The sequence below is a fragment of the Gemmatimonas sp. genome (genome assembly GCF_031426495.1).
GTDB lineage: Bacteria > Gemmatimonadota > Gemmatimonadetes > Gemmatimonadales > Gemmatimonadaceae > Gemmatimonas.
Genome location: NZ_JANPLK010000014.1, coordinates 13,227 through 37,154, shown reverse-complemented (window position 1 = coordinate 37,154; position 23,928 = coordinate 13,227). Strand labels below are relative to the sequence as shown.

General features: G+C 66.3%; 25 protein-coding genes and 1 riboswitch. All 25 genes read left to right on the top strand.

The features are described 5' to 3' along the window. Window positions 1–14 precede the first annotated feature (14 nt). The 25 genes from argS to RMP10_RS04225 all read left to right on the top strand — a co-directional run bounded on the left by argS (window position 15) and on the right by RMP10_RS04225 (window position 23,920). On the top strand, window positions 15–1,667 hold the full coding sequence (argS, locus tag RMP10_RS04345) for an arginine--tRNA ligase (protein WP_310569194.1): 1,653 nt from the start codon (window positions 15–17) through the stop codon (window positions 1,665–1,667). Next, complete coding sequence (locus RMP10_RS04340) at window positions 1,664–2,605, top strand: PfkB family carbohydrate kinase (RefSeq protein ID WP_309671193.1); 942 nt, start codon at window positions 1,664–1,666, stop codon at window positions 2,603–2,605. Before argS ends, RMP10_RS04340 begins: the two co-directional genes overlap by 4 nt. Then, a complete protein-coding gene (gene purM, locus RMP10_RS04335; protein WP_310569193.1) occupies window positions 2,602–3,654 on the top strand; it encodes a phosphoribosylformylglycinamidine cyclo-ligase in 1,053 nt (350 codons plus the stop codon). Before RMP10_RS04340 ends, purM begins: the two co-directional genes overlap by 4 nt. After that, on the top strand, window positions 3,651–4,676 hold the full coding sequence (locus tag RMP10_RS04330; protein WP_310569192.1) for a hypothetical protein: 1,026 nt from the start codon (window positions 3,651–3,653) through the stop codon (window positions 4,674–4,676). The genes purM and RMP10_RS04330 overlap by 4 nt, the downstream gene beginning before the upstream one ends. Continuing rightward, a complete protein-coding gene (ribD, locus tag RMP10_RS04325) occupies window positions 4,630–5,775 on the top strand; it encodes a bifunctional diaminohydroxyphosphoribosylaminopyrimidine deaminase/5-amino-6-(5-phosphoribosylamino)uracil reductase RibD (protein WP_310569191.1) in 1,146 nt (381 codons plus the stop codon). Before RMP10_RS04330 ends, ribD begins: the two co-directional genes overlap by 47 nt. 7 nt (window positions 5,776–5,782) lie before the next feature. Continuing rightward, complete coding sequence (locus RMP10_RS04320; protein WP_309671197.1) at window positions 5,783–6,406, top strand: riboflavin synthase; 624 nt, start codon at window positions 5,783–5,785, stop codon at window positions 6,404–6,406. Then, window positions 6,403–7,659, top strand: a complete 1,257-nt coding sequence (locus tag RMP10_RS04315; protein ID WP_310569190.1) for a bifunctional 3,4-dihydroxy-2-butanone-4-phosphate synthase/GTP cyclohydrolase II — start codon at window positions 6,403–6,405, stop codon at window positions 7,657–7,659. The genes RMP10_RS04320 and RMP10_RS04315 overlap by 4 nt, the downstream gene beginning before the upstream one ends. A 12-nt stretch (window positions 7,660–7,671) precedes the next feature. Further along, complete coding sequence (gene ribH / locus RMP10_RS04310; protein WP_309671199.1) at window positions 7,672–8,163, top strand: 6,7-dimethyl-8-ribityllumazine synthase; 492 nt, start codon at window positions 7,672–7,674, stop codon at window positions 8,161–8,163. A gap of 8 nt (window positions 8,164–8,171) precedes the next feature. Continuing rightward, the gene (nusB, locus tag RMP10_RS04305; RefSeq protein WP_310569258.1) at window positions 8,172–8,678 is read left to right on the top strand and encodes a transcription antitermination factor NusB; all 507 of its coding nucleotides are present in this window, start codon (window positions 8,172–8,174) and stop codon (window positions 8,676–8,678) included. Then, the gene (locus RMP10_RS04300) at window positions 8,675–9,820 is read left to right on the top strand and encodes a glycosyltransferase family 4 protein (RefSeq protein WP_310569189.1); all 1,146 of its coding nucleotides are present in this window, start codon (window positions 8,675–8,677) and stop codon (window positions 9,818–9,820) included. Before nusB ends, RMP10_RS04300 begins: the two co-directional genes overlap by 4 nt. Beyond that, complete coding sequence (locus RMP10_RS04295) at window positions 9,820–10,131, top strand: HPF/RaiA family ribosome-associated protein (protein ID WP_310569188.1); 312 nt, start codon at window positions 9,820–9,822, stop codon at window positions 10,129–10,131. The genes RMP10_RS04300 and RMP10_RS04295 overlap by 1 nt, the downstream gene beginning before the upstream one ends. Next, entirely contained in the window at window positions 10,128–11,102 is a 975-nt protein-coding gene (gene hprK, locus RMP10_RS04290; protein ID WP_310569187.1) for an HPr(Ser) kinase/phosphatase, read from the top strand. The genes RMP10_RS04295 and hprK overlap by 4 nt, the downstream gene beginning before the upstream one ends. 13 nt (window positions 11,103–11,115) lie before the next feature. After that, on the top strand, window positions 11,116–11,526 hold the full coding sequence (locus RMP10_RS04285; RefSeq protein WP_310569186.1) for a hypothetical protein: 411 nt from the start codon (window positions 11,116–11,118) through the stop codon (window positions 11,524–11,526). A gap of 4 nt (window positions 11,527–11,530) precedes the next feature. Beyond that, window positions 11,531–12,025 carry a PTS sugar transporter subunit IIB gene (locus tag RMP10_RS04280; RefSeq protein ID WP_310569185.1) on the top strand — a complete coding sequence of 165 codons (495 nt, stop codon included), beginning with the start codon at window positions 11,531–11,533 and terminating at the stop codon, window positions 12,023–12,025. Beyond that, window positions 12,025–12,735: a PTS sugar transporter subunit IIC gene (locus tag RMP10_RS04275; protein WP_309671227.1), complete on the top strand. Its 711-nt coding sequence runs from the start codon at window positions 12,025–12,027 to the stop codon at window positions 12,733–12,735. Before RMP10_RS04280 ends, RMP10_RS04275 begins: the two co-directional genes overlap by 1 nt. After that, window positions 12,728–13,561: a PTS system mannose/fructose/sorbose family transporter subunit IID gene (locus RMP10_RS04270; RefSeq protein ID WP_310569184.1), complete on the top strand. Its 834-nt coding sequence runs from the start codon at window positions 12,728–12,730 to the stop codon at window positions 13,559–13,561. The genes RMP10_RS04275 and RMP10_RS04270 overlap by 8 nt, the downstream gene beginning before the upstream one ends. After that, window positions 13,561–13,827, top strand: coding sequence for an HPr family phosphocarrier protein (locus RMP10_RS04265; protein ID WP_309671209.1), 267 nt, complete (start codon window positions 13,561–13,563; stop codon window positions 13,825–13,827). The genes RMP10_RS04270 and RMP10_RS04265 overlap by 1 nt, the downstream gene beginning before the upstream one ends. Further along, window positions 13,827–15,596 (top strand): phosphoenolpyruvate--protein phosphotransferase, encoded by a 1,770-nt coding sequence (ptsP, locus tag RMP10_RS04260; RefSeq protein WP_310569183.1) that lies wholly within the window; start codon window positions 13,827–13,829, stop codon window positions 15,594–15,596. Before RMP10_RS04265 ends, ptsP begins: the two co-directional genes overlap by 1 nt. 53 nt (window positions 15,597–15,649) lie before the next feature. Next, entirely contained in the window at window positions 15,650–16,822 is a 1,173-nt protein-coding gene (gene metK, locus RMP10_RS04255; protein WP_310569182.1) for a methionine adenosyltransferase, read from the top strand. A gap of 94 nt (window positions 16,823–16,916) precedes the next feature. Then, on the top strand, window positions 16,917–17,432 hold the full coding sequence (locus RMP10_RS04250) for a bifunctional nuclease family protein (protein WP_310569181.1): 516 nt from the start codon (window positions 16,917–16,919) through the stop codon (window positions 17,430–17,432). Between the two features lie 32 nt (window positions 17,433–17,464). Further along, window positions 17,465–18,673 carry a hypothetical protein gene (locus RMP10_RS04245; protein WP_310569180.1) on the top strand — a complete coding sequence of 403 codons (1,209 nt, stop codon included), beginning with the start codon at window positions 17,465–17,467 and terminating at the stop codon, window positions 18,671–18,673. Continuing rightward, window positions 18,662–18,887, top strand: a riboswitch (cobalamin riboswitch). (Overlaps the previous gene by 12 nt.) Before the next feature lie 209 nt (window positions 18,888–19,096). Then, entirely contained in the window at window positions 19,097–19,927 is an 831-nt protein-coding gene (locus RMP10_RS04240; RefSeq protein ID WP_310569179.1) for a helical backbone metal receptor, read from the top strand. After that, window positions 19,924–20,943, top strand: coding sequence for an iron ABC transporter permease (locus RMP10_RS04235; RefSeq protein WP_310569178.1), 1,020 nt, complete (start codon window positions 19,924–19,926; stop codon window positions 20,941–20,943). Before RMP10_RS04240 ends, RMP10_RS04235 begins: the two co-directional genes overlap by 4 nt. Then, entirely contained in the window at window positions 20,940–21,782 is an 843-nt protein-coding gene (locus RMP10_RS04230) for an ABC transporter ATP-binding protein (RefSeq protein ID WP_310569177.1), read from the top strand. The genes RMP10_RS04235 and RMP10_RS04230 overlap by 4 nt, the downstream gene beginning before the upstream one ends. After that, complete coding sequence (locus tag RMP10_RS04225) at window positions 21,779–23,920, top strand: TonB-dependent receptor (RefSeq protein WP_310569176.1); 2,142 nt, start codon at window positions 21,779–21,781, stop codon at window positions 23,918–23,920. The genes RMP10_RS04230 and RMP10_RS04225 overlap by 4 nt, the downstream gene beginning before the upstream one ends. Window positions 23,921–23,928: the final 8 nt, after the last annotated feature.

Sequence of the window (23,928 nt, the reverse complement as noted above, 5' to 3'; positions counted from 1 at the left end):
ACATCCCGGACCCCGTGACTCACGCCGACGCCCTGCGTGCCGAGCTCTCGCGCGCCGCGCGCACGCTTGGTGCGCCTGACGACGTTTCCCCCATTCTCGAGCGGCCGCGCGATCCGTCGTTCGGCGACTGGGCGACCAATCTCGCCATGACCCTTGCGAAGCCGCTCGGCAAGAAGCCGCGCGACATTGCCGAAGCACTCATCGCGGCGATGGACAAGGCGAGCGTCGGCGTGACGGCCGCGGAAATTGCCGGCCCGGGGTTTCTGAATTTCCGTCTCGATCCTGGCTTTCAGGCCCGCGGCCTGCTCACCATTCTCGAGTCGCCCGACACCTTCGGACGGCTCGACATCGGCCACGGTGAGCGCGTGGTCGTGGAGTTCGTGTCGGCCAATCCCACCGGTCCCCTGCATGTCGGCCACGGTCGTCAGGCGGCCCTCGGCGACGCGATCAGTACGCTGCTGGAGTACACCGGTTGGAAGGTCGATCGCGAGTTCTACTACAACGACGCCGGCGCGCAAATCGCCAACCTCGCGAAGAGCACGCAGGCGCACGTGCGCGCCATCGGTGGCGCGCCGCTCGAGATTCCGGAAGGCGGCTATCACGGCGACTACATCCGAGAGATTGCCGAACGCTATGTCGTCGAACATGCGGAGGACGCGGCGGGCAACGACCTCGCCGCGATGCAGGCGTTCGCCGTGGCGGCATTGCGCCATGAGCAGGACCTCGACATGCAGGCGTTCGGCGTCAAGTTCGATACCTACTACCTCGAGAGCTCGCTCTACACCGATGGCTCGGTCAACAAGACCGTCGAGGGGCTGAAGCAGTCGGGGCACACGTACGAAGAAGACGGCGCGCTGTTCCTTCGCACCACCGACTTCGGTGATGACAAAGATCGCGTGATGAAGAAGAGTGCAGTCAAGGGCGGAGACTACACCTACTTCGTGCCCGACGTCGCGTATCACGTCACGAAGTGGGAGCGCGGCTATCATCGCGCGATCAACGTGCAGGGCGCTGATCACCACAGCACGATCACGCGCGTACGGGCTGGACTGCAGGCACTCGCGATTGGGATTCCCAAGGGCTATCCCGATTACGTGTTGCATCAGATGGTGACCGTCATGAAGGGCGGGGAAGAAGTGAAGATCTCCAAGCGCGCCGGTTCGTACGTCACCGTGCGCGATCTCATCGACGAAGTCGGTCGCGATGCCGTGCGCTACTTCTACCTCATGCGCAAGGGCGACTCGCAGCTCGTGTTCGATGTCGATCTCGCCCGCAGTCAGTCGGAAGAGAACCCGGTGTACTACGTACAGATGGCGCACGCGCGCATGTGCGGCATCTTCCGCGTCGGCGAAATCGACGCGACCACGGTCACCGGCAACGGCGTCGACCTTGGGGTGCTCACGGAGCCCGCCGAACAGGAACTCGTGAAGCAGCTGCTCGATTTCCCCGCGACCGTGAAGGGCGCGGCCGACAACCTCGAGCCGCATCGCATCGCGGCGTGGTTGCTGGAAACGGCCCGAGCCGGCCACACCTGGTATCACAAGCATCACGTCCTCGGCGAACCCGAGGCCATTACGCGCGCGCGCCTCGTGCTCGCCCGTTCCACGCAGCTCGGCATCGCCGCCGGATTGCGCATTCTCGGACTGTCCGCGCCGGAGCGCATGTGAGCAGTTTCCCCAGTACCGCCAGTCAGGTTCTCGTCGTCGGTTCCGTCGCGCTCGATTCCGTCGAGACGCCGTTCGGCAAGGCCGATGATGTGCTTGGCGGATCGGGCACCTACTTCTCGTCGTCGGCGTCGCACTTTGCGCCCGTGCAGCTCGTGGGTGTGGTCGGTGACGACTACCCCGTGGATCTCCTGCAGCCGCTCGCCGATCGTGGTGTCGATCTGGCCGGACTCGAAAAGGTCAGCGGCTCCAGCTTCCGCTGGCGTGGCCGCTATCGCCACGATCTCAACTCGGCCGAAACGCTCGAGACCCATCTCGGGGTGTTCTCCAACTTTCGCCCGAACATTCCCGAGCAGTTCCGCAAGGCGCCGTTCGTATTTCTCGCCAATATCGATCCGCGCCTGCAGCTGCAGGTGCTCGAGCAGGTTGAGAAGCCACGTTTGGTCGCGTGCGACACCATGAACTTCTGGATCGAGTCGCGTCGCCCGGAACTCATCGAGCTGCTCGGTCATGTCGATCTGATCACGCTCAACGACGGCGAAGCACGCCAGCTCACGGAGCACACCAACCTGGTGCAGGCCGCGCGCTGGATTCTCGACAAGGGACCGAAGCACGTGCTCATCAAGAAGGGCGAACACGGCGCCTTCATGTTCACGCGCGAGAGCGTCTTCTTCGCCCCCGCGTATCCGCTCGAGTCGGTGTTCGATCCCACCGGCGCCGGCGATTCCTTCGCCGGCGGCTTCATCGGCTCGCTCGCCGCCAGCGGCGACTTGAGCGACGCGTCCATGCGACGTGCCGTCGTCGTGGGCTCGGCGATGGGGTCGTTCGCCGTCGAGAAGTTCTCGAACGGTCGACTGCTCGAAATCACACGCGCCGATATCGACGCGCGCGTGCAGGAGTTCCGTCAGCTGGTGGCGTTCGACGAGGATCTCCGCGCGTGAGCACGTCCGGCGAATCCCCGCTCACCTATCGGTCGGCGGGCGTCGACATCGACGCCGCCGAAGATTCGAAGAACCGTCTCGCCACGCTCGTGCAGTCCACGTTGACGGCCGGTGCGCGCGGTGCGTTCGGCGGATTCGGCGGCATGTTCCGTGTCCCTGAGGGCTACCGCGCGCCGTTGCTGGTCTCGAGCGCCGACGGCGTCGGCACCAAGATCAAGATCGCGATAGACGCCGACCGTCACGACACCATCGGACACTGCCTCGTCAATCACTGCACGAACGACATTCTCGTGCAGGGGGCGGTGCCGATGTTCTTCCTCGATTACGTCGCATTCGGGAAGCTGCTGCCGCATGTCGTGGAAGGTGTGGTGGCCGGTGTGGCGGCGGGGTGCCGCGAGAACAGCTGTGCGTTGATCGGTGGTGAGACGGCCGAAATGCCGGGCGTGTATACGCCCCCCGACTACGATCTCGCCGGCTTCATCGTCGGCATCGTCGACGAGTCGCAGGTCATCACCAGTGCCAATGTGCGCGAAGGCGATGCGCTCGTCGCGCTGGCCAGCGACGGACTGCATACGAACGGGTATTCGCTGGCGCGTCGCATCATCAGCGATCGACTCAAGCTCGGCGTGCACGATGCGTTTCCCGACGCGGGTGGTGCCAGTGTCGCCGATGTCATGCTCGCGGTGCATCGCTCGTATCTGCAATGTCTGAAGCCCATGCTTGGCCACGTGCACGCGATGGCGCACATCACCGGCGGTGGCCTTCCGGGTAACCTGAATCGTGCGCTCCCCGTCACACTGGACGCCGACGTCGACACGTCGTCGTGGACCGTCCCCTCGACCTTCCGGGTACTTGCTGAAGCGGGAGCCGTTGCTCCCCTCGAGATGTTCCGAGCCTTCAACATGGGAGTGGGAATGGTCGTCATCACGGCACAAGAGAACGTGCGCGCCATCACTGCGCGCGCCGCAGAGTGCGGGATCGATGCGTGGGAGTGCGGCACAGTCGTCCCAGGAACGGGTCGCGTTCGCCTCGATGGGGTAGTCACATGAGTGCCCGTCAGCGGCGTGTGGCTGGCCTCACCGCCGTCGTGTTCGCGGCAATTGGGGCAGGACAGCCGTCGTCGCTCGCGGCACAGACGACGTCGGGGCCGTGCACCGTGACGCCCGGCGTCGTGTCGGGGGCAGACGCCTGCCAAAAGGGACGCGATCTGTTCGGCTTCGTCGTGCCGCAGATCGGTATCGCGGTGTCATCCGGTAATCCCGTGCTCGGCGAAGGCGGGACGTTGGGTGGTTGGCCCAAGCGTGCGTTCTCGTTTCGGGTGAGCGCGGTGGACGGCCAGCTGCCGAAGAATTCGGTGCCGATCAGCGTGACCGGTTCCGCCGTCGGCTCCGATTTCGGTGCGGCGCGCACGCCGATCCCGCTGCCGTCGGCCGATGCCGCGATCGGTGTTTTCCCGGGCATCCCCCTTGGCCTCACCAACACGCTCGGTGTCGACGTACTGCTGGGCGCGTCGTATCTGCCGACGGTAAAGGAATCGAAATTCGAGGTCGCGCCCAAGGATGGCGGGTTCGCCTTTCAGTACGGCGTGCGCGTTGGTGCACTGCAGGAATCGTCCTTCATTCCTGGTCTCAGCGTGAGCTACATGCGTCGGAAGATGCCGACGGTCGATCTCGGCTACACGCCGAACAACGACACGCTCACCGTCACCGGCACATCGGTCACGTCGAACGCACTGCGCATCGTGGCCAGCAAGCGTTTCGCCATCTTCGGGATTGCCGCCGGCGTGGGCCGCGATGAAATCGAAGGCTCGGCATCTCTGCGGGCGTCGGTCAACGAAACCGTACTCGGTGCCAATCAGCGCTTTCTCGTGGAGCTTCCCGACCTGCGCTACACGACCAAGCGAAACACCGCCTTCGTGAACGCCTCGCTCGGTCTCGGTCTGGCTAGGCTCGTGGGCGAGTACGGCTGGTCGAGCGAAGGCACCGTGCGGGAAACGGTCAATCAGTTCGGCGGCCGGAAGGCCGATGAAGGGTATCGCTACGGATCGCTCGGTATCGCTTTCAGGTTCTAACGGGCCGCTGCCCACATCGTCGGACGACGACGTCCGCTTCATGCGTCGCGCCCTCGAACTCGCCGAGCGTGGCGCGGGTCGGGTTGCGCCCAATCCCAAGGTCGGCGCGGTAATCGTGCAGCACGGGCGGATCGTCGGCGAAGGGTGGCATGCCGAATATGGCCAGGCCCACGCCGAAGTCGCCGCGCTCATGGAAGCCGGCCCGTGCGCGAGTGGGGCCACCGCCTATGTCTCGCTCGAGCCCTGCAATCACACGGGAAAGACTGGCCCCTGTTCAGAAGCCCTCATCGCGGCCGGCGTGTCTCGGGTCGTCTTCGCCGCGCATGATCCCAACCCCAAGGCCGCCGGCGGGTCCGCCCGCCTCGAGTCGGCCGGGATCGCGGTCAGCGCCGGGGTGCTCGAGCGCGAGGCGCTCGACCAGAACGCGCCGTTCTTCTTCGTGGCGCGGGGGGCGGGTCGCCCCTTCGTGACACTGAAACTGGCCGTCTCCATCGACGGCGCCATTGTCGACGCCTCGCGCCAGCCCGGTTGGTTGACCGGCGAGGAGGCCCGCGCGGCCGTCCATGCGCTGCGGGCCGACAGTGATGCGATCGGCGTCGGAATCGGTACCGCCCTAGCCGATGACCCGGCACTCACCGTCCGCCATGGCACGCCGCCGCGACGCCCGCCGTTACGGGTGGTCTTCGACCGGGGCGCCCGGCTGCCGCTCGGCGGGCAGCTGGTCCAGTCGGCCCGTGAACTCCCCGTGATCGATTTCACCTGTGGCGCCTTTCCGGACGCGGAGTCGGCCCTCCGCGAGGCCGGCGTGGAGACCGTCGTTGTCGCCTCCACCGCTGAGGCCCTGAGGCAATTGGGCACCCGCGGCGTCCGGCATCTGTTGGTTGAGGGCGGGGCTATCCTCGGTTCTTCGCTACTGGCCGCCGGACTCGTCGACCGACTGGTTATCTTTCAGGCACCGGTTATCCTCGGCGCCGGCGCCTTGTCGGCCTTCGCCGCGCTTCCGGCGCAGCGGGCCGGGCAGGCGCCTCGGATGCGCGTCGTGGAGCGGAAGGCACTGGGTGCCGACCTGATGACCGTCTACGCTGTTTCTGGAGACTGACGAGAGGATGTTCACGGGGCTCGTGGACGACCTGGGACTTATTACCCACGTCGCCGACACGCCGGCCGGGCGCGAGTTGCGCATCCGCTGCCGCTATACCGACCTGATCGACGGCGAGAGCATCGCCGTCAATGGCGCGTGCCTGACCGTGCGCGCACATGGCGCGCATGACGATGGCAGCGCGTGGTTCACGGTCGCCGCCGTCATCACCACCCTCGGCCGCACCACGATTGATGCGTGGCGCCCCGACTCGCACGTCAACCTGGAGCGCGCCATGCGCCTCGGTGATCGTCTCGGCGGCCACCTGGTGCTCGGCCACGTCGACGACCTCGGCGTCGTCACGCGCACCGAGCAAGTCGGCGACGCCTGGCTCATCGACGTGGTCCTTCCTGTCGCCTTGCGTCCGCTCATGGTCGCGCACGGCTCCATCACCGTCAACGGTGTGAGCCTCACGGTGAACGCGTTGCTCGACGACGGTGTCCAGCTCTCCATTATCGAATACACCAAACGGCACACCACGCTCGGCGAACTCGTCGCCGGCGATCGGGTGCATGTCGAAGCGGATGTGCTTGCAAAGCACGTCGAACGGTTGCTGACGCCTTGGCGCAGCGCAGGGGTTGAAGTCGCATGACGGCAACGCGCACGGCAACGGGCACGGCAGCGGGCGACGAGGCGCAGGAACTGACGTTCGGCACCGTCGAACAGGCGTTGGCCGACATTGCGGCCGGCAAGTTCGTAATCGTCGCCGACGACGAAGATCGTGAGAACGAAGGCGACCTGGTCTGCGGCGCCGAAATGGTGACGCCCGAAATGGTCAACTTCATGCTCGACGCCAAGGGTATGATCTGCCTCGCCATGGAGAATGCCCTCGCCGATCATCTCGGACTCGAGATGCAGGTCGACGAAAACACCGAAGCGATGCACACCGCCTTCACCGTCAGCATCGATGCCGCGGCGAAGTACGGCGTGAGCACGGGCATCAGCGCTAGTGATCGCGCCACCACCATTCGCGTCGCCGTCGACCCCGGTAGCACGCGCGCGGATCTTCGCGTGCCGGGGCACATTCATCCGCTGCGTGCGCGTGACGGCGGCGTGCTGCAGCGCGTGGGACACACCGAAGCCGCCGTCGACCTCGCTCGGCTTGCCGGTCTGCGGTCGGCTGGCGTGATCTGTGAGATCCTGAACAAGGACGGCACCACGGCGCGTCGTCCGCAGCTCGAGGTCTTTGCAAAGACGCATGGCCTCACGTTCATCACGATTGCGCAATTGGTGGCGTACCGCCTCAAGAACGAACGCTTGGTGCATCGCGTGGCCGAAGCACGACTCCCCACGGACTACGGCGAGTGGCGCATCGTGGGGTACAAGAACGACGTCGACGCGCGTGAGCACATTGCGATTGCCTTCGGCGACGTGGCCGACGCGGAAGGCGTGCTCGTTCGCATGCACTCGAAGTGCCTCACCGGCGACGTCTTCCACTCGCGTCGTTGCGATTGCGGCTGGCAGCTCGATACCGCCATGCAGATGATTCAGGCCGAAGGCAAGGGCGTGATCGTGTATCTCGATCAGGAAGGTCGCGGCATCGGGCTGCTCAACAAGCTCAAGGCGTACGAACTGCAGGACAAAGGCGCCGACACGGTGGAAGCCAACGAACAGTTGGGTTTCAAGGACGACCTCCGCAACTATGGCATCGGCGCCCAGATTTTGCTCGACATGGGTGCGCGCTCCATTCGCCTGCTCACCAACAATCCCCGCAAGCTCGTGGGTCTCGATGGCTACGGTCTGATCCTCAAGGATCGAGTCCGCATCGAAGCTCCCTCCACCGACGAAAACGCCTCGTATCTCGAAACGAAGCGCACAAAGCTCGGTCACCTGTTCGCAATCTGAGACGTATTCCTGATGGCCGAGTTCAACGGTAGTCCGCGCGGTGAAGGTCGCCGCATTGTCGTCATCGCCAGTCGCTTCAACGAGGGCATCACCATGCCACTCGCCGAGGGGGCGGTGGGCGCGTTGGTAGGGCAGGGCGTGAAGTTCGACGACATCGACGTGCTCTGGGTCCCCGGTGCCTGGGAGATCCCGGTCGCGGTGCGGCGTGCGCTCGCCACCGAGCGCTACGACGCCGCGGTGGCCGTTGGCGCGGTCGTGCGCGGCGATACGCCGCATTTCGACATCGTCGCGGGCGAAACGTCGCGTGGGTTAATGGACGCGATGCGCGACTTCGACATGCCGGTCACGATGGGTGTGCTCACCACCGACAACATGGAACAGGCCGAGGCGCGCGCTGGTGGCGTGCATGGGAACAAGGGTGCGGAAGCCGCGATGGCGGCGCTCGAAATGCTCGACCTGTTCGATCAGGTCACGCCGTCCGAAGAGTTCGAAGGGGACGAATAGTGGCCAACATGCAGGATGACGCGTTCTGGGACACACCAGTCCAGGAACCGCTGGCCCCTCGCGCCGGTCGCCGCTCTCGTGGGAATCGTGCCGCCACGAAAGGCGAGCGCGTGGAAACCCGCGGGCGCGCCCGCGCGCTGCAGGCCCTGTACGCCGCCGATCTCCGTGATCTCACGCAGCTGCGCAAGATCGCCACGCACGTCTTCGACGATCTCGCCGTCGATCCCGAGGAGCGTCAGTTCGCCTCGCGGCTGGTGGCCACGGTCGCCGACAAGTGTGCCCAACTCGATGCCGACCTCGCGCAGGTCACCAACAACTGGCGACTCGAACGCCTCGGTGCCATCGAACGCAGCGTGCTCCGTCTCGCGGCCGCCGAGCTCGATCGTAATGAGACGCCGGTGAAGGTGGTCCTGCAAGAGGCGGTACACTTGGCCGAGCGCTACGGCACGACGCGCAGCGCGCGCTTCGTGAACGGGGTGCTCGACGCCTACGCCCGAAAACTCGGGCGCCTGTGAGCGGAAGCGCCGCACGGCCGGGCGACCGGCTGCGGATCGCGGTCGTCAACTGGCAGTGCCGTGAGAATCCGCTCGCGGGTGGCGCTGAGATCCATCTGCACGAGATCTTCGGCCGGCTGGCGAGTCGCGGGCACCACGTCATGCTCCTTTGCGGCGGGTGGCCCGGCTGCCCACCGCGCGCCACGCTCGATGGCATCGACGTGCACCGCGTCGGCACTCGCGCCACGTTCCCGTTGCTCGTGCGCAGGCACTGGCACCAGCACTTCGCCGATCAGAAATTCGACGTGCTCGTCGAAGACATCAACAAGGTGCCGGTGTTCACGCCGTGGTGGCAGGCGCCTCCGATCGTGGCCCTGGTCCCGCACCTGTTCGGTGGCACCGCCTTTCAGGAGCTGGCCGCGCCCTTGGCGACGGCGGTGTGGCTCGCCGAGCGACCACTCCCGGTCGTGTATCGTCGCTGCGCATTTGAGGCCATTAGCGAAAGCACCCGGGACGACCTCGTGTCCCGGAGAGTGCACCGCGATCGGATTCGTGTCATTTTTCCGGGTATTGACACCGATATATACACGCCTGAGCCCGCCCAGCGTGCGGATCGTCCCGTATTCGCCTACCTCGGTCGACTGAAGAAGTACAAAGGGGTCGACCTGGTCCTGCGCTCGTTCGCACAATGTGGCGTCCCAGAGGCTACACTGGAGATCGCGGGGGCTGGCGAATTCCGCGCCGAACTCGAACAGTTGGCGGGAACCCTTGGGGTGGCCTCGCGGGTACGGTTTTTAGGACGTATTGACGAGACTCAGAAGTGCGCCCTGCTTCGACGGGCCTGGGCGTTTGTGTTCGCTTCACCGAAGGAGGGATGGGGGATCACGAATCTGGAGGCAGCGGCAAGCGGAACTCCGGTGATTGCGTCGAATTCTCCGGGGATTCGCGAGTCCGTGCGGCATGGCGAGACAGGCTTTCTCGTTCCGCACGGCGATGTCGCTGCGATGGCCGAGTCGATGCGGTACCTCAGCGGCGAGCGAGCGCTCGTCGAACGCCTGGGGATCGCTGCGCGGCGTTTCGCCGAGGCGTTTACTTGGGAAAACGCTGCCAGAGAGACTGAAGCTCACCTCCGCGAGGTGGTGGGAAAGGAGGAAGGTCGCTGATGGAGATCATCCTGCACGCGCACCATGCCGAAGTCACGGAATCGCTCCGTGTACAGGCCGAAGCCGCTGTCATCCGCCTCGCGAAGCGATTGCATCGCGTCGCCAACGCCATCGTGCGTTTCGTGGGAGACGGTGAGACCCGCCGCGTCGAGATCGTGCTGCAACGCGCGCGATCGAAAGAGCTGTTCGTCCACGCCGATGCGCGTGCGTTCGCGCCGGCTCTGAGCGCCGCCGTTCACCGACTTGAAAGTCAGGTGTCGCGGGTGCGCCGCTCGCGGCGCGTACCGACCGAAGGAGATCGCACCGGGTGAGTCGACGCCTGACAGTGGGCACGCTCTACGAGCGGATGAAGGATCCGCTCGAACTCGAGCTGCTCGGTTCGGCCGCCGGTCTCGATCGTGAGATCACGAGCCCCGAGGCGTCAAGCCCGGGGCTCGTCCTCGCCGGCTACCTCAATCGCTTTCCGTATCAGCGCATCCAGGTGCTCGGCGAAACCGAGATCACCTACCTGCAGTCGCTCAGCGAAGAGCTGCGCATCAACAATCTCGAACAGTTCTTCGGCTTTCCACTTCCCTGCGCCTTCATTACGAAGCACCTCGAGCCGCCGGAGCCGTTGCTGCGGCTGGCCGAGGAAGCCGGCGTGACGATCCTTCGCTCGCGCTTGAAGACCGCCGAGTTCTATCGGCTCATCAAGCCGTACCTCGCCGATCAGTTCGCGCCCACGACCACGCTGCACGGCTCGCTCGCCGATGTGTACGGCGTCGGGCTGTTCTTCACCGGCAAGAGCGGCATCGGTAAGTCGGAATGCGTACTCGATCTCGTCGAGCGCGGTCATCGCCTCGTTGCCGATGATTTGGTATTCGTGTCGCGTCGCGGCAACGATGTGCTCATCGGGAAGGGGCACGAACTGCAGCGCCACTTCATGGAGATCCGCGGCGTCGGCCTGCTCGACGTACCGGCCATTTTCGGTATTCATGCCGTGCGGCAGCAGAAGCGACTCGAAGTGGTCGTCATCCTCGAGGAATGGGATGCCGAGGCCTCGGTCGATCGCACGGGTCTCGACGTGCAGACGCAGGATATTCTCGGTGTCGAAGTGCCGAAAATTACCGTGCACCTCAATCCCGGAAAGAACATTACGGTCATCGCCGAAGTCATCGCGATGAATCACCTCTTGCGGTATTATCGCGGCTATGATTCGGCCACGGCATTCAACGAACGGTTGATTGGCCAGATGCGCCGGACGTCCGATGTGCAGCGATACCTGCAGGAGGATGACGAGTGATGGGGATGAACACGTGAACACTGCGACCGACACCGACGTCGTATCAGCGACTGTCCGTGCCATTGTCGCCGGTCATGGATCGTTTGCCACCGGCATCATTTCGGCCGTCGACCAGATCACCGGCCGCGGCGCCTCGTTTCTGGCGATGTCCAACTCCGGGCTCTGTCTCGACGACATCCAGGACACGCTGGCGCGCGCCGTCGATGAGACCGGCGCGCGCGTGATCTTCACGGACCTGCCCGCTGGCAGTTGCACGATGGCCGTGCGTCGGATGATCCGGGCGCGCCCCGGCGTGCTGCTCGTGACCGGGATCAACCTCTCGCTCCTCCTCGATTTCGCGATGCAGGAATCGGTCGATCCCGTCGTCGCCGTGAACGCCGCCCTCGAGCGCGGTCGCGCGTCGATGGCTGTGCACGGCGGCTGAACCGATGCCCATCGCGCTGTATCGCATTGACGATCGGCTCATTCACGGCCAGGTGGTGGTCGGATGGGGACAACCGCTCGAGCTCCGTTTCATCGTCTTGGTCGACGATGAGGTCGCGTCGAGCGAGTGGGAGCAGGAGCTCTATCGCATGGGCGTACCCCCCGAGATGTCCGTCCTGTTCTACACGGTCGAGGATGCCGCCGCGCATCTCGCCGAAGTGCAGAGACGTCCGGAGCCCGGCATCGTGCTGGTGGGCGACATCGGCACCATGGGCCGACTCGTCTCGAAGGCGGACGGGCGCATTCGGGCCGTGAATGTCGGCGGCGTGCATCACTCGCCCGGTCGCGTCCAAAGGCTGCGGTTCGTGTTTCTCACGCCCGCCGAGGAGCAAGGGCTACGTGATATCGCCGCGCTGGGAGTCGATGTGTCGGCCCAAGATGTCCCCAGCGCGCGTCCCGTGCCGCTGGGCGAACTGCTGACGTCCACCACGGGCGCGTGATGGCGGCGCCCACGTGGTGGCTCGACGTTCTGCCGTTGTCGCTCCTCGCCGGTGTCATCGGGCTCGACGTGGTCAGCTTTCCGCAGGCCATGATCTCGCGCCCGATCGTGGCCGCGACCCTGGGCGGTGCCTTTGTCGGCGCGCCGATGTCTGGTCTCGTCTGCGGCGCGGCGCTCGAGTGCCTGGCCCTTGAAGCCCTGCCGGTCGGCGCTTCCCGATATCCGGAGTGGGGGAGCGCGTCGGTGGTGGCGGGTGCCGTGGCGGCCACCGGTGCGAGCGCGGGATCGATGCCCCTGGCTGGAGCCTTCGCCGTCGCGGTCGCCCTCGGCATCGCCACGGCGTGGATCGGCGGGCTCACCATGATCAAGCATCGCCAGATCATCGCCAGCTTCGCCCGTCCGCGCCTTGGTCAGCTCGCCGCCGGCAATCGCAACACCGTGGTCGGCCTGCAGGTGTTCGGCATGACCCTCGATCTCGTCAGGGGGGCACTCCTCGGCGCGCTCTGCTTTATTCCCGGGTCTCTCCTTGCTGCACGCGTGAACGGCCGCTGGAGCGTGCCTGAGGACCTCTCGCGCGCCATCGTGGTGACGTGCGTGGCCGCGGTCGCCGCGGCCTCGGTGTGGAAGGACTTCCACGCCATCAGTGGCACCCGCCGCCTATTCCTGATTTCGCTAGCCGTCGGCACGCTGATGGTGGTGCTCGGTGCCTGAAGAACAGCTCGGTCAGGACGCGCTGCGCACCGAGACGGTCAGCATGCCCGTCGCGGGGATGGCGTCGGCGCCGGAAATGGACACCGCGCTGCGGCTGTCCATCTATTTGCGCTGCCTGGCGATTCAGGGCTCCTGGAACTACGAGATCCTGGTCGGCAACGGCGTGGGTTTCTGTGTCGAACCGGCCCTGCGCCAGCTTCCCGGTGGCGTCGATGGGCCGCTCTACCGGGAGGCGTTGGCGCGGCAGTCGGTGTACTTCAACGCGCACCCGTATCTTGCCGCCCTCGCCATCGGCGCACTCGCCCGGGCCGAAGTGGAGCAGGTCGCTCCGCAGCGCATCGAGCGCTTCCGTACGGCCCTCTGCGGGCCGCTCGGCAGCGTCGGCGACCGCCTCGTCTGGGCCGCGTGGTTGCCGGCCTGCTCGCTCGTGGCGCTGCTCCTCTTCGGCGTCGGCGGGTCGGCGCTCGTGGTCGCGCTCGGCTTTCTCGGGCTGTACAACCTTGGGCATTTTGGCTTGCGCGATTGGGCCCTCCGTGCCGGCTGGCGTCATGGGTTGCGCGTGGCTACCGCCCTCGGGCATCCGGTACTTCAGCACGGTCCGCGCTACATTGGACGGGTATCGGCGGTGTTGGGTGGCTTGGCGCTGCCCCTCGCGGTCCATCGTGCGATGGGCGGACCGGCGCCGCTGACTCCCATCCCCGTGGGCGTCGCTGTCGTGACGCCGCTCCTGGCCGTACTCCTTGTGCGACTGCAGGGGCGCGCCGAGGGATGGCGCGTCGTCCTGTTCCTGCTCGCGGCCTTCGTCCTCTACTCGGTGGTCCGTTGATGGCTGAACGATCGGTTCAAATCGCGAATAAGCATGGACTCCATGCTCGACCGGCCGCTGAAATGGTCAAGGCCGCGTCACGCTTCAAGAGCGACATCACGATCTCGCGCGATGATCTCGAAGTGAACGGCAAGAGCATCATGGGGGTCATGATGCTCGCCGCCGAACACGGGGCCATGATCACGCTGCGCGCGTCCGGGCCCGATGCCGACGATGCGCTGGAGTCGCTGGCCGCGCTCGTCGCGTCGCGGTTCGGGGAGAGCTGATGCAGTCCGTGCTCCGCGGCATTCCCGCGTCGCCGGGAATCGTCGTCGGACCGGTGCATCTCCTGCGCTGGGAGGTGCCCGAGGTGAAGCATCGCCTCATCGATGACGATGCCATCGAGGCGGAGATCGTGCGCTTGCACGATGCCTTCGAACGCGCCCGCGAGCGCCTGCGCCATCTGCGCGCGCGAGCGGAGCAGCAGGCGGGGCCCGAGGAAGCAGCGATCTTCGACGTGCAGATCTCCATCCTCGGCGACGGCGAACTCACGCGGAGCACGGAAGCCCTGATTCGCCAGAATCTCGGGGCCGAGAAGGCCTTCGATCTCATTCTGCTGGAATGGCGGCAGCATTTCGCGCGCCACTCGGCGCCGATGCTGCGCGAAAAAGTCGGCGATCTCATGGACGTGCACATCCGTGTGCTCTCCATGTTGCTCGATCTCCCCGACCACGACCCGGTCGACGTGCCGCCCGGCGCGCACGCGATTCTGGTCACGCACGATCTCACGCCGTCGCTCACGATGCAGCTCGATCGCAACTGCATCGCGGCCATCGCCACCGAAGCCGGGACGGCCACGGCGCACGTCGCGATCCTCGCGCGTTCGCTGGGGCTCCCGGCCGTCGTCGGCTTACGGAATGCGTTGTCGTTTCTCGTGCCCGGTCAGATCGCGATTCTCGACGGTGCCGAAGGCACGCTGCTGATCGCGCCCTCCGAGCACGAACTCGAGGACGCGCGTTTGCGTGTGGAGCAGGAGGCCGGTCGCGTCGGCGAGATGCGCGAGATCGCGCACAGCGAAGCGATCACTCCCGATGGCGTGCGCATGGTCATTCGCGCCAACGTCGACATCCCCGAAGAAGCGGAGATGAGCGCGACCAGTGGTGCCGATGGCGTGGGCCTCATGCGTACGGAGTTCCTCGTCGTCGGCCGCGCCACGATGCCCGACGAGGAAGAACAGTACAAGGCCTACAAGAAAGTCATTCAGGCCTTCGGCACGCGTCCCGTCATCATTCGCACGTTCGATGTCGGCGGCGACAAACTGCCGGTAGGCGGATTCCCCAGCGAGGCCAATCCGTTCCTCGGCTGGCGCGCCATCCGCATGTGTCTCGACGAGAGCGAAATGTTCAAGGTGCAGCTCCGCGCGCTGCTGCGCGCCGGGGTGCACGGCGATCTGCGCATCATGCTGCCGCTGGTCGTCACCGTCGACGAAGTGCGGGAAACACGCCAGTTGATCGACGTAGCCGTGGCCGAACTGGCTGCACGTCGCATTCCATTCCGGGCTGATGTACCGCTGGGCGTGATGGTTGAAACGCCGGCCGCCGCCATTGCCAGTGATACGCTGGTGCGTGACGTCGACTTCTTCAGCATCGGTTCGAACGACCTCGTCCAGTACACGCTCGCCGTCGACCGTGGCAACGCGAACCTCGCCCCCCGCTTCACGCCGTTCCATCCCGCCGTGCTTCGCCTGATCGCGCAGGTGCAGGCCACCGGGGCGGCCCACGGCATCGATGTCTGCGTCTGCGGCGAAATGGGCTCCCAACCGCTGGCGGTGTTCGCCCTCATGGGACTCGGCATCCGTCAGCTCAGCGTGGCCCCGCGGGCCGTCGGTGAAGTAAAGCGGGTCATTCGCAGCGTGCGGATGGCCGCGGCGCAGGATGCGGCCCAGGCCGCACTCGCGGCCGGAACCGCGCGCGAAGCGGAAACACTGTTGCGTCGTCGTTTGCGTACCGAACTCGATGCGGCCGCCCAGTCGGGCGGGTTGCCCGCACTTTCATAGCGGACTAGTCTACGCGAGACCCTCTCGCACGAACCTTCTACCCAGAGTGCTGCGTGGCCGATCGTCACCTGTTTACGTCGGAGTCCGTGACCGAAGGACATCCGGACAAGATCGCGGATCAGATTTCGGATGCCGTGCTCGACGCCATCTTGGCCAAGGATCCCGCAGCGCGCGTCGCCTGTGAGACCTTGGTGACGACCGGCTTGGTGGTGATCGCCGGCGAAATCACGACGTCGGCCTACGTGCCGCTGCCGGAGATCGTGCGCAAGACCATCGAAGGGATCGGCTACACCGACGCCAACTTCGGTTTCGACAATAAGACCTGCGCCGTCATGAGCACGATCGACGCGCAGTCGCCCGACATCTCGCAAGGCGTGGACACCGGCGGCGCCGGCGACCAAGGCATGATGTTCGGCTATGCGACCGACGAAACGGCGGAACTCATGCCGTTGCCCATCCAGCTTGCGCACGCCCTCACGCACCGCCTGTCGGCGCTGCGCAAGGACGGCTCGCTGCCGTGGCTCCGCCCCGACGGCAAGGCGCAGGTCTCGGTGATCTACGAAGGCGATCGTCCGATTGCCGTCGACACGGTCGTCATCTCCACGCAGCACGACGAGAAGGTGTCGAACACCAAGCTCCGTCGCGCCATCCTCGACGACGTCATCATGGCGTCGATTCCCGAGGAGTATCTGCCCAAGCGCCTCAAGACCCACATCAATCCCACCGGCCGCTTTGTCATTGGTGGCCCGCAGGGTGATGCCGGTCTGACCGGACGCAAGATCATCGTCGACACGTACGGCGGCATGGGCCGTCACGGTGGCGGCGCCTTCAGTGGGAAGGATCCGTCCAAGGTCGATCGCTCGGCCTGCTACGCGGCGCGGTGGGTGGCCAAGAACATCGTGGCGGCGAAGCTCGCCTCGCGCTGTGAAGTGCAGGTAGCCTATGCGATCGGTGTCGTCCAGCCGGTGTCGGTGTACGTCCAGACCTTCGGGACCGGCGTGGTGTCCGACCGGGCGATCGAGGCCGCGGTGAACGAGGTGTTCGACCTCACGCCGCGCGGCATCACGCGTGATTTGGACCTGCGCAAGCCGATCTATCAGGCCACCGCCGCGTACGGGCATTTCGGTCGCCGTCCGGAAACCGTGGGGCGCGGCCGCTCGGCCCGCACCACGTTCACATGGGAACGCACCGACCGCGTCGCCGCGCTCAAGCGCGCCATTCGGTGATCCGCGAGGGGGCACCGCTCCGCACCACACGTGCCGAGCGGTGTGCCCCGCGGACGGCGTGCCGTCCTCGCGTTCGCCTGCACGAGGAGTAACGATGATGGTTGAAGTCACGGTGGCCCGACTCGGGCTCGACAGCGCGACGAATTCCTACGTCGTCATTCTCCGCGAACGAGGCGGGAAGCGCGTCCTGCCCATCTGGATCGGGCAGCCGGAGGCGGAGTCGATCGTGATGCAGATGAATTCGGTGAAGCGCGAACGGCCGATCACGCACGACCTCTGCAAGTCGCTCATCATCGGGCTCGGTGGCACGCTGCGCCGCGTCTCCATCACTCGCGTACAAAAGAACACGTACTACGCCGAGATGCAGATCGACGGACCCATCGGCGTAGTCGAGGTCGACGCCCGTCCGTCCGACAGTATCGCGATTGCCCTGCGGCTCGACGCGCCGATCTTCGCGCCGTCCGCATTGCTCACTGCGCTCGACGACGATCAGGATGACGACGGCGATGACTTCTCCGTCCACGCCTCCGACAGCGAACTGACGGCCGAACAGCTCAAGGCCTATCTCGAGAACCTCCGGCCGGAAGACTTCGGCAAGTTCTCGCCCTGACGTTTCCGCTCCCCCACCCGATTGTCCACCGCGTGTCCCGACTCCCGTCGTTCTTCCGACTTCTCGCGCTGACCCTCGTCGCCGCGACCGCCGCCGCGACCGCCACGACGTTGCACGCGCAACCGCGCTCCGTCGATGGACGCGTTCGACGTCCCGTCAGGGTCAACGCGGACTCCACCGGCATGGGACCGGCCGTCGGTGCGTGGGTCACGCTGCATCGCGTCGGCAAGGACACCGCTGGACCGATCGACTCCATCCGCACTGACGCGCAAGGACACTATCGCTTCCGGTGGACGCCCTTCGGCACGGCGGATGGTGTCTACTTCGCGTCGACGACATGGGGAGGCATCGCCTATTTCACGCCGCCACTCAAGACCGTCGACGCGCGCGGTGACGACGCCGAGATTACGGTGTTCGACACGACGTCAGTGCGCTTCCAGCTCACCGTGAAGGGTCGACATCTGATCGTCGGCAAGTCCGACACGACGCAGTTCCGCACCGTGATCGAAGTGTTCGAACTGTCGAACGACAGTCTGCGCACCCTGGTCGCAACGGACACGACGTCGCCGATGCCCACGTGGAGCATCTCCATTCCGGCCTCGGCACTCGATGTGCGCGCGAACGAAGGCGAGATCTCACCCGTCGCCTTTGTCGCGGGTCCCGGTCGCGTCTCGGTGTACGCGCCGATCGCGCCCGGCATCAAGCAGGTCGCCTTTTCGTACAAGGTGCCGAACAGCAGTTTCCCGCTGTCGATGCGGGCCGAAGGCGGTGCCGTCGTGTTCGAAGTCCTGCTTGAAGAGCCGCAGGGATTCGTCACTGGGAAAGGCTTCGCCAACGTCGATCCAGTCACGCTCGAAGGTCGCAACTTCCGGCGCTTCCTGTCACAGGATGTGCAGTCGAATGCAGAGCTGATCATCGAACTCCCATCGTCCGGCGCGCCGGGACGCAATCTGTACATCGCCGGATTGCTTGTGGCGATCGGGATGCTGATGATGGTCGTGCTCATGCGCTCGATGCAGCGTCGCGCCGCGAATCGGGTGGCCGTCGAGCCCACGTTACGCCCGCGCGAATCCGATGCGCCGCTGCACGAACGCCTCGCGCAGGAGATCGCCGCGCTCGATGAAACGTACGCTCGCATCGCCGAGCCGTCGGATACCGTGAAGAAGGCCTACGAGACCCGGCGCAGCGAGCTGAAGGGCGCCCTCGGCGCGGCGCTTGCCGACATGGGAGCACGGAGGTAGGTTGCTGGTGCCGCGCATTCGGCGCGGCGGACAACTGATTTCAGAGCGCAGGACACGGAAACCGGTTTAATGCCGGTGCGGCCCCGCCACTGTAACGGGATCTGCAACGCACACGCGATGCAGCAGCGACACTCATAATGCCACTGACCTTCGGGTCGGGAAGGCGAGTGGAGCGACCCGGAGCCAGGAGACGACCCGCGCTCATTCTCGGACGAAGACCCTCGAGGGGGGGCTCGCGCCACGTGTCGTCGTATCTAGCCATTCGACGTGCACGCGTGCTCGGGCGTCTTCTCGTGGGAGAGGACGCCTTTTTTGTATCCTCACCCACGATTGGTACGCCGTGCGCTGCTGGTCCTGTTGCCATTCCTGGGCGCAGTGGCTTGCTCACGTGCGGATTCCGGTACGTCGGATACTCGCGACACCGTGTCGGTCGTTGCCGTAGCGGACACCGATGATTTCGGTGCGCCGCTGCCGCGAGACGCGCGTTTCGCCGCGCGCGTCGTGTCGCTCAATCCCGCCGCGACCGAAGCGATCTTCACGATCGGTGCCGACACGCTGCTCGTGGGTCGCTCGCGCTGGGACGAGTATCCGACAGAGGTCAGCCGCATCGCCGCGCTCGGCGACGGTATTCGCCCCAACATCGAAGCGGTTCTCGCGGCGCGACCCACCCTCGTCGTGCTGTACGCCACCGCCGAGAATCGTGCGGCCGCGGAGGCGTTGAGTCGCGCTGGCGTGCGTACGATCGCACTGCGCGTCGATCACATCGCGCAGTTTCACCGCATGATCGCGACGCTTGGTCGCGCGCTCGGCGCCGATGCGCGGGCGCGAATCGTGAGTGACTCGGTGCAGTCCACACTCGATCGTGTGCGCACCCTCACCGCCTCCGGTTCGCGACCGCGCGTGGTCTGGCCGGCGTGGGAATCGCCGCTGCTCGTAATCGGTGGTGGCAGTTACATCGATGAGCTGCTGGTCATTGCGGGCGCCGAGAATGTATTCCATGACATGGATGCGCCGTCGCCACCAGTGTCGATCGAGGAAATCGCGAAGCGAGATCCCGATGTCATCATCACCGGTGTCGCGCGCGGGGCGAAGCTTGCCGCCAATCCCTCGTGGCAAGCCATCCGTGCGGTGCGCGAGCGGCGCTTCATCGTGCAGGATCCGGCCGTCACCGGTCGGCCTTCCGTGGTGCTGGGCATGGCCGCCGTGCAACTCGCCCGGGCGTTGCATCCAGAGCTGCGCGACTCGCTACGGTGAACGACGACGTCCGCCGCCGCGCCGCACAGTTGCCGACTTCACCGTGGATAGCCTGGGGCATTGGCGCGCTCCTGCTGATCCTCGTGCTGGTGCTCGGGCTCTCCATCGGTGCCGTGCCGATTGCGACTCGCGATATCGTCGATGCGCTCCGCGGGATGGGTGAACCGTCCACGATCGCGATCGTGCGTGACCTACGGGCGCCGCGTGTGTTGCTCGCCGCGCTCGTCGGCGCCGGACTCGCCAGCAGTGGTGGTGCGCTGCAAGGCACGCTGCGCAATCCGCTGGCGGAACCATATCTCCTCGGCGTGTCCGGAGGTGCGGCCGTCGGTGCGGTCACCGCGATGGCCTTCGGCGTCGTGCAACCCGTGCTCGTCACCGCCTGTGCCTTCGCGGGCGCGGCGATCGCGACGATGGTGGTCACCGCCATCGCGCGCGTCGTTGGCGGAAGCGCCGATACCAAGCTGCTGCTCATGGCCGGCGTCGTGGTCGGTGCCTTCGCGAATGCGGCGATTCTCGTGGCGCTGGCTGATGCACCGCCGGAGCGACTGCGCGGTGCGCTCTTTTGGATGATGGGATCAGCGGCCGATGCCACGTGGCCTGCCGTCGCGCGCTGCGCCGGGGCACTGCTGCTGCTTGGGGGTATCCTCGTCTGGCGCGCGCGCGATCTCGACGTGTTGTCGTTGGGCGACGAGCCCGCCGCCGCTCTCGGCGTCGACGTTGATCGCGTGTCGCGGCAGCTGTTTCTCGTGGCCTCATGGCTTGCCGCAGCGACCGTCGCGGCTGCCGGCTTGATCGGATTCGTCGGGTTGGTGGTGCCGAACCTCGCCCGCGCGCTGGGTGCGCGGCAGCATCGGTCGATGCTACTCATATCTGCGCTGTATGGTGCTGTGCTGTTGGTCGCTGCCGATCTGTTGGCGCGCACGGTGCGCGCGCCTGCCGACCTGCCACTCGGCGCGGTCACGGCGCTCATCGGCGTGCCGTTCTTCCTGCTGCGCTTGCGCCGGATGGCAGCGTGAACGATTCGATCAACCGGAAAGAGCAGGGGGCGCCCCTCGTGTTCGACCACGTCAGCGTTCGCTACGCCGGTGGTACACAGCGCGCCCTCGACAACGTGTCGGTGACGGCCGAGCCGGGAAAGATGACGGCCGTCGTTGGTCCGAACGGTAGCGGTAAGAGCACGCTCGTGCGTACGCTCCTACGGCGCGTCCCCATGGAGTCCGGCCGCGTCACGGTGGGCAGCGCCGATGTGGCATCACTCGACGCGCGCGAGCGCGCGCGGCGTATCGCCATCGTGCCGCAACGCGAGGAGCCAGTCCTTCCGCTGCGGGTCGAGGAGTTCGTGGGTCTTGGCCGGCACGCCCGTCGCAGCGCATTCGGCGGCCTGAGTGCCGATGATCACGCGGCCGTGGAAAGTGCCGTGACCCGCGCCGGCATCCGAGACGCGTTGAAGCGGCGTACCGACACACTCTCCGGCGGCGAGTGGCAACGCGTGCGCATCGCCCGCGCGCTGGCGCAGTCCGCGCCGGTACTCGTGCTCGATGAGCCCACCACGTTCCTCGACATCGCACACGAGATGGCGGTGTTCGAACTACTCGATGAGCTTGCGCAGCAGGGGCAGACCGTCTTGCTCGTGAGTCACCAGCTCAACCTCGTGGCCCGGTTTGCGTCGCACATCGTGCTGCTGCATCGTGGCACCGTGGCTGCGGCGGGCGATGCCGCCGCCGTTATGCGCGGCGAAATTCTCGAGCGGGTGTACGAGTGGCCCCTGGTCGTCACGCGCGATCCCGCCGTCGGCGCACCGGCGCTGCTGCCGCTGCGCGGCCGCGGTCGTCACCGCGAGCGACCGTCGTTATGAGTGTCGTGGCGCTCTTCCTCGTGAGCACCATCGCGCACTCGGTTCAGTCGACGCGCGACTCCGCGACGATTTGCGTGGCCGATGCGCGTACGCGCGCGCCGCTGGTTGGTGCCGAGATCACGTGGTTCGTGCCGCCGTCGACGAGACGTACCTCGCGTCGTCTGGCCAACGCCTGCGCGCATCTTCCCGCCACGCGTTCGGGGGCGAATACCGACAGCATGCGAGTGGTACGCACCGGATATCTGCCGCGCCGCGTTACGGTGCCGCCCTCGACGTGGCCGGCCGGAGACACGATCTGGGTCGCGCTGCTCGCTGTCGACGCCACGCGTACGGAACAATTGGCCGCTGTGCAGGTCACCGCTATGCGAGCAGACGCAAACGCGAGCGACCTGCGTTCCGCTGGGCGTACGACGGCCACGTTGCAGACCGTCGACGCCCGCACGGCCGGCGCCTCCACGGTGAATGCGGTGCTCGCGCTCATGCCGTATACCAACGTGCGATCGGCGCGCGGCGAGACAGGACTATCCCTTCGAGGCGCGCGTCGTGAACAGGTGGCGATCACGCTCGACGGCATGCCGCTCAATGATCCCGCAACGGGAATCGCCGACGTCTCCGACGTTCCGCTGGCGGCGCTGCAGTCGGCAACCGTCGCCCTCGGCGCCGATCCGGTCGGTACGGGTGCCGGTGCCACCGGCGGCGTGTTGGCGCTCACCTCGTCGGCGCAGCGTGTGGCGTCGATGCGCGTAAGCGCGTTCGGGCAGCAGGCCGTGGAGGGCGCCTGGCATGCATCGTCCGCTGGCGCGCTCTGGCACGCCAGCGCCGCGTGGCGAACGGCGACCAACGACTTTGCATTTGTGAACGACGCGGGCGTCGCGCCGCAGCGTGAGGCGCGTGTGAACAACGACGAACAACGCGCGACCCTGTCGCTCGGCGTGATCGGCAGCCGCGCGCAGCTTTCCGTGCTGGGCTCGACCAGCGAGCGCGGCATGGTCGGTCCTGCCAACGTGCGCACCTACGATGCCGACCGTTCGCACACCGATCGTCTGCTGGCGCGTGCCCAGACCACCGTGCATGGCACCACGCTGTCGACCGGCGTCCGCCGCATGCAACTGCGCTACGTCGATCCCACCCGTCCGGCGCTCGATTCACGCGCCGTGGCCTGGGCGGGCGATGCCGAATGGCGCGGGGCGTTGCGCGACATCGCGTGGCGCATGGGGGTCGGTGCCGATCGCCTCACGGCGACAGGTGGCATCACGCAGCGTCGCCGTCGTGGGTTCGTCGGCGTGCAGCGCGCATGGAGTGCGCACCGTATCGGGCTGTGGAGCGTGGATGTCGGCGCTCGCGCCGATCTCATTGAAGGCAGCGGGTTCTTGCCCACTGCGTCGATCGGCGCCGAACGCCGCATCGCGCGCATGGGAGAGCAGGCGCATCTCGTGGCGTTTGCGCGCGCCGCCCAGGCGGTACGGGTGCCCACCCTCTACGATCTGTACTTCTCGTCACCGCAGCGACTGTTCGTACGTGCGCTCTCACCCGAGCGCGTGGACGTTGATGTCAGTAGCGGCCTCCGTGTGTTCGCCGGCGCCACGCGTCGGCACGCGAGTCTCGAAGGCGCCATCGTCGCGCGCAACACACGCGACGCGATCGTATGGTTCCCCGGCAACTTCGGCTGGAGTCCCGCCAACGTTGGCGTGGAACGGCTCCGCGGGGTGGAGTCACGCGCCGAAGTCGCGTCGGGCATCGCGTCACTCTCGGGGTGGATTACCGCCTACGACGCGATGCTCAGCACCGGCGGCCTGCGTATCCCCACGCCATACGTTCCCCGCTTCGCCGGCGGCGCACAGCTGCAGCTGCACACGGCGGCGCAGCACGCCACCGTCGTGTGGCGCGGTACCGGCGCCCGGCCATACACCGCCGGACCACGCAACCCCGATTTCGAATTGGCAGCGGTGTCGCTCGTCGACATCACAGTCGCGCAACAGCTGCGCGCACTGCCCCACTGGCCGTGGCCCCGCTTCGACGCCTTGGTCGCGTTCTCGCTCGAGAACGCCGCCGATGCCTCGTGGCAGTCGGTCCGCGGTTTTCCGTCGCCCGGGCGCGCCTGGGCGATATCGTTCACTCTACAACACTCCCCACGATGATCCCGCAG

What these genes read in the sequence shown, in the direction of transcription:
- RMP10_RS04330 (WP_310569192.1), top strand. Translation starts at nt 3,651, where the DNA reads ATGAGTGCCCGTCAGCGGCGTGTGGCTGGCCTCACCGCCGTCGTGTTC.
- ribD (WP_310569191.1), top strand. Translation starts at nt 4,630, where the DNA reads ATGAAGGGTATCGCTACGGATCGCTCGGTATCGCTTTCAGGTTCTAAC.
- RMP10_RS04320 (WP_309671197.1), top strand. Translation starts at nt 5,783, where the DNA reads ATGTTCACGGGGCTCGTGGACGACCTGGGACTTATTACCCACGTCGCC.
- RMP10_RS04315 (WP_310569190.1), top strand. Translation starts at nt 6,403, where the DNA reads ATGACGGCAACGCGCACGGCAACGGGCACGGCAGCGGGCGACGAGGCG.
- ribH (WP_309671199.1), top strand. Translation starts at nt 7,672, where the DNA reads ATGGCCGAGTTCAACGGTAGTCCGCGCGGTGAAGGTCGCCGCATTGTC.
- nusB (WP_310569258.1), top strand. Translation starts at nt 8,172, where the DNA reads ATGCAGGATGACGCGTTCTGGGACACACCAGTCCAGGAACCGCTGGCC.
- RMP10_RS04295 (WP_310569188.1), top strand. Translation starts at nt 9,820, where the DNA reads ATGGAGATCATCCTGCACGCGCACCATGCCGAAGTCACGGAATCGCTC.
- RMP10_RS04280 (WP_310569185.1), top strand. Translation starts at nt 11,531, where the DNA reads ATGCCCATCGCGCTGTATCGCATTGACGATCGGCTCATTCACGGCCAG.
- RMP10_RS04275 (WP_309671227.1), top strand. Translation starts at nt 12,025, where the DNA reads ATGGCGGCGCCCACGTGGTGGCTCGACGTTCTGCCGTTGTCGCTCCTC.
- RMP10_RS04265 (WP_309671209.1), top strand. Translation starts at nt 13,561, where the DNA reads ATGGCTGAACGATCGGTTCAAATCGCGAATAAGCATGGACTCCATGCT.
- ptsP (WP_310569183.1), top strand. Translation starts at nt 13,827, where the DNA reads ATGCAGTCCGTGCTCCGCGGCATTCCCGCGTCGCCGGGAATCGTCGTC.
- RMP10_RS04250 (WP_310569181.1), top strand. Translation starts at nt 16,917, where the DNA reads ATGATGGTTGAAGTCACGGTGGCCCGACTCGGGCTCGACAGCGCGACG.
- RMP10_RS04225 (WP_310569176.1), top strand. Translation starts at nt 21,779, where the DNA reads ATGAGTGTCGTGGCGCTCTTCCTCGTGAGCACCATCGCGCACTCGGTT.